Origin of the sequence: Mycobacterium sp. (assembly GCF_050701675.1) — a bacterium.
Classification (GTDB): domain Bacteria; phylum Actinomycetota; class Actinomycetes; order Mycobacteriales; family Mycobacteriaceae; genus Mycobacterium.
The window spans coordinates 1-2,780 of sequence record NZ_JBOGDD010000989.1; the positions used below are offsets into that span (position 1 = coordinate 1).

Below are 2,780 nucleotides of genomic sequence, written 5' to 3' on the forward strand. Positions count from 1 at the left end.
CGGTGAGAGATAGTCCATGCCACCGAGTTCCCCGCGGCGCGACTGGCACAACTCCATGATCGTGCCGATGAACTCGCTCGGCGCGATGACCGTCGTCTTCACGATGGGCTCGAAGACGGCTCGCACCTTGCCCTCCTGCCAATCCGAGGGGTTCGTCACGACGAGCTCAGTACCGTCGTCCTTCACCACTCGGTACACCACGTTGGGCGCCGTCGAGATCAGGTCGAGATCGAACTCGCGCTCGAGCCGTTCCCTGGTGATTTCCATGTGCAGAAGGCCAAGGAACCCGCAGCGGAAACCGAAGCCCAGTGCCACCGACGTCTCCGGCTCCCACGTCAGGGCGGCATCGTTGAGCTGCAGCCGCTCGAGCGCGTCGCGCAGGTTCGGATAGTCGGAGCCGTCGACCGGGTAGAGGCCCGAGTAGACCATCGGCCTGGGCTCGCGGTAACCGGTCAACGCCTGGGTGGCGCCGTTGCGCGCGGTCGTGATGGTGTCACCGACCTTGGACTGCCGGACGTCCTTGACGCCGGTGATGAGGTACCCCACCTCACCGACCCCAAGGCCCACGCTCGGCTTGGGATCGGGTGAGACGATGCCGACCTCGAGAAGCTCGTGTGTGGTGCCGGTGGACATCATCTTGATCTTCTCGCGCGGAACCAGCCTGCCGTCGACCACGCGGACGTACGTCACGACGCCGCGGTAGATGTCGTAGACCGAATCGAAGATCATCGCCCTGGCGGGGGCATCGGCGTCACCCACGGGTGCAGGCACCAGGCGCACCACCTCGTCGAGCAACTCCCGGACCCCGACGCCGGTCTTGCCGGACACCCGGAGCACCTCCTCGGGCTCGCACCCGATGATGTGGGCGATCTCGCCCGCGTAGCGATCCGGGTCGGCCGCGGGCAGGTCGATCTTGTTGAGCACCGGGATGATCGTCAGCCCGCGGTCCAACGCCAGGTAGAGATTCGCCAGCGTCTGCGCCTCGATGCCCTGCGCGGCGTCGACGAGTAGGACCGCTCCCTCACAGGCCTCCAGCGCACGTGACACCTCGTAGGTGAAGTCGACGTGGCCGGGGGTGTCGATCAGGTGCAGGACGAACTCCTCGTCTCCGACCATCCACGGCAGCCGCACGTTCTGCGCCTTGATCGTGATGCCGCGTTCGCGCTCGATGTCCATTCGGTCGAGGTACTGCGCCCGCATGTCCCGGTCCGCCACCACTCCGGTGATGCCGAGCATGCGGTCGGCCAGCGTCGACTTGCCGTGATCGATGTGGGCGATGATGCAGAAGTTCCGAATCTGCGCCGGCGCAGTGAAGGTCTTGTCGGCGAAGCTGCTGATGGGAATCTCCTGGTGGGGCTACGTGGGCAGCGCGTGCTGCGTCCCGTCAGGATATCGAGCCGACGCCACATCGACACAATCGCGACCGTGACATCCCCCGGTCGCTTCGCTCCTGCCCTCCATGACCTTCCTCGGTCGCTTCGCTCCTGCCCTCCGAACGCCCCCTCACATATGCTCGTCTGATGGCGTCACAGCGAAGCCCGTGGCAGCGGCTTCTCAAGGGCACCGAGCAGTTGGTGTTCAAAGAGGCACCGAAGATCATCCGCCAGCTGCAGAACCCGGAGAACGTGCCGCGCACCATCGGCCAGGGCATCAAGATGGGCATCGACGCAGGTATCGGTGTCCTGAGCGGCACGTCGCCCGGATCTGCGCCTGCGATCACCGCGGGGCGTCCCGTCACGAAGGACAGCGTCCCCACCGCCCATCGGGCCCGCAGGGTGTCCTACGCGCCCGACCTGGACGGCCGCGCGGACCCTGGCGAAATCGTCTGGACGTGGGTGGTCTACGAGGAGGATCCGTCCCGCGGCAAGGACCGCCCCGTACTGGTCGTCGGTCGCGACAGCAGCACGCTGCTCGGGCTGATGCTGTCCAGCCAGGAACGCCACGTGGCCGACCGCGGCTGGGTCGGAGTAGGAAGCGGCAGCTGGGACTCCGAGGGTCGGGCCAGTTGGGTGCGGCTGGATCGCATCCTCGACGTGCCCGAGGACGGCATCCGCCGCGAGGGGGCCATCCTCGACCGCGAGAGGTTCGAGGCCGTGGCGGCCCGGCTGCGGGCCGAGTACTCCTGGAGTTGACCAGCCCCGGTCAGCGCGCCGGACGCCACATGGGGATCAGACTGGGCCCCCCGGCGGGCAACGTGATCTCGCCGGTGGCCTCGAAGCCGAACCGCTGGTAGTAGGGGACGTTGTCCGGATTGCTGGACTCCAGGTAGGCGGGCGCATGCTCGGCGTCGCAGCGGTCGAGGCGCGAGCGCATCAGCACCTGCCCGAAACCCTTCCCCCGCACGTCGGGATCACTGCCGATGACCGCGAGATACCAATGCGGCTCCTCTGGATGCAATGCCTTCATCATGTTCTCGACGACCAGGCCACGCCGCAGGGACCTGCCGAAGGCAACGAGCAACCCCGGCATCGCGCGCAACTCCTCGCCCCGCGTCTGGCGCCACTGACCCGGCGGATCCCACAGGGCCGCGCCACCGATGCCGCCGCCGTCGTCGGGTGCGACCTCGACGCCGCCGCGAGCCAGGTGATGATGGCGCGTCAACGCCTCGAACAGCTTGTGCAGCTTGCGGCGGCGCGCATCCGCATCGGGCAACATCCAGCACATCACGGGGTCATCGAAGAAGGCCCGTCCCAGCGTCTTCGAAAGGGCACGGACATCGGCATGGGTCGCGCGTCTCGCCTGCATGCCTTCGATGCTCTCATCCCTGAGTGATGTAGGCC

The 2,780-nt window shown here is 67.2% G+C and carries 3 protein-coding genes; 1 reads left to right on the forward strand and 2 read right to left on the reverse strand.

Annotated features, from left to right (window positions below; translation table 11 throughout):
* On the reverse strand, positions 1-1,344 hold a 1,344-nt coding region (gene lepA / locus ACRDUX_RS29985; protein WP_526419328.1), incomplete at its 3' end, for a translation elongation factor 4.
* Between the two features lie 176 nt (positions 1,345-1,520).
* On the opposite strand from lepA, the gene ACRDUX_RS29990 reads away from it, so the two are divergent.
* Positions 1,521-2,132, forward strand: a complete 612-nt coding sequence (locus ACRDUX_RS29990; protein ID WP_526419326.1) for a type II toxin-antitoxin system PemK/MazF family toxin — start codon at positions 1,521-1,523, stop codon at positions 2,130-2,132.
* Between the two features lie 10 nt (positions 2,133-2,142).
* Here ACRDUX_RS29990 and ACRDUX_RS29995 read toward each other — a convergent pair whose 3' ends face one another.
* Entirely contained in the window at positions 2,143-2,745 is a 603-nt protein-coding gene (locus ACRDUX_RS29995) for a GNAT family N-acetyltransferase (RefSeq protein ID WP_526419330.1), read from the reverse strand.
* Between the last annotated feature and the right edge of the window lie 35 nt (positions 2,746-2,780).

Coding starts and splice junctions, on each gene's coding strand:
- ACRDUX_RS29990 (WP_526419326.1), top strand. CDS start 1,521: ATGGCGTCACAGCGAAGCCCGTGGCAGCGGCTTCTCAAGGGCACCGAG.
- ACRDUX_RS29995 (WP_526419330.1), bottom strand. CDS start 2,745: ATGCAGGCGAGACGCGCGACCCATGCCGATGTCCGTGCCCTTTCGAAG.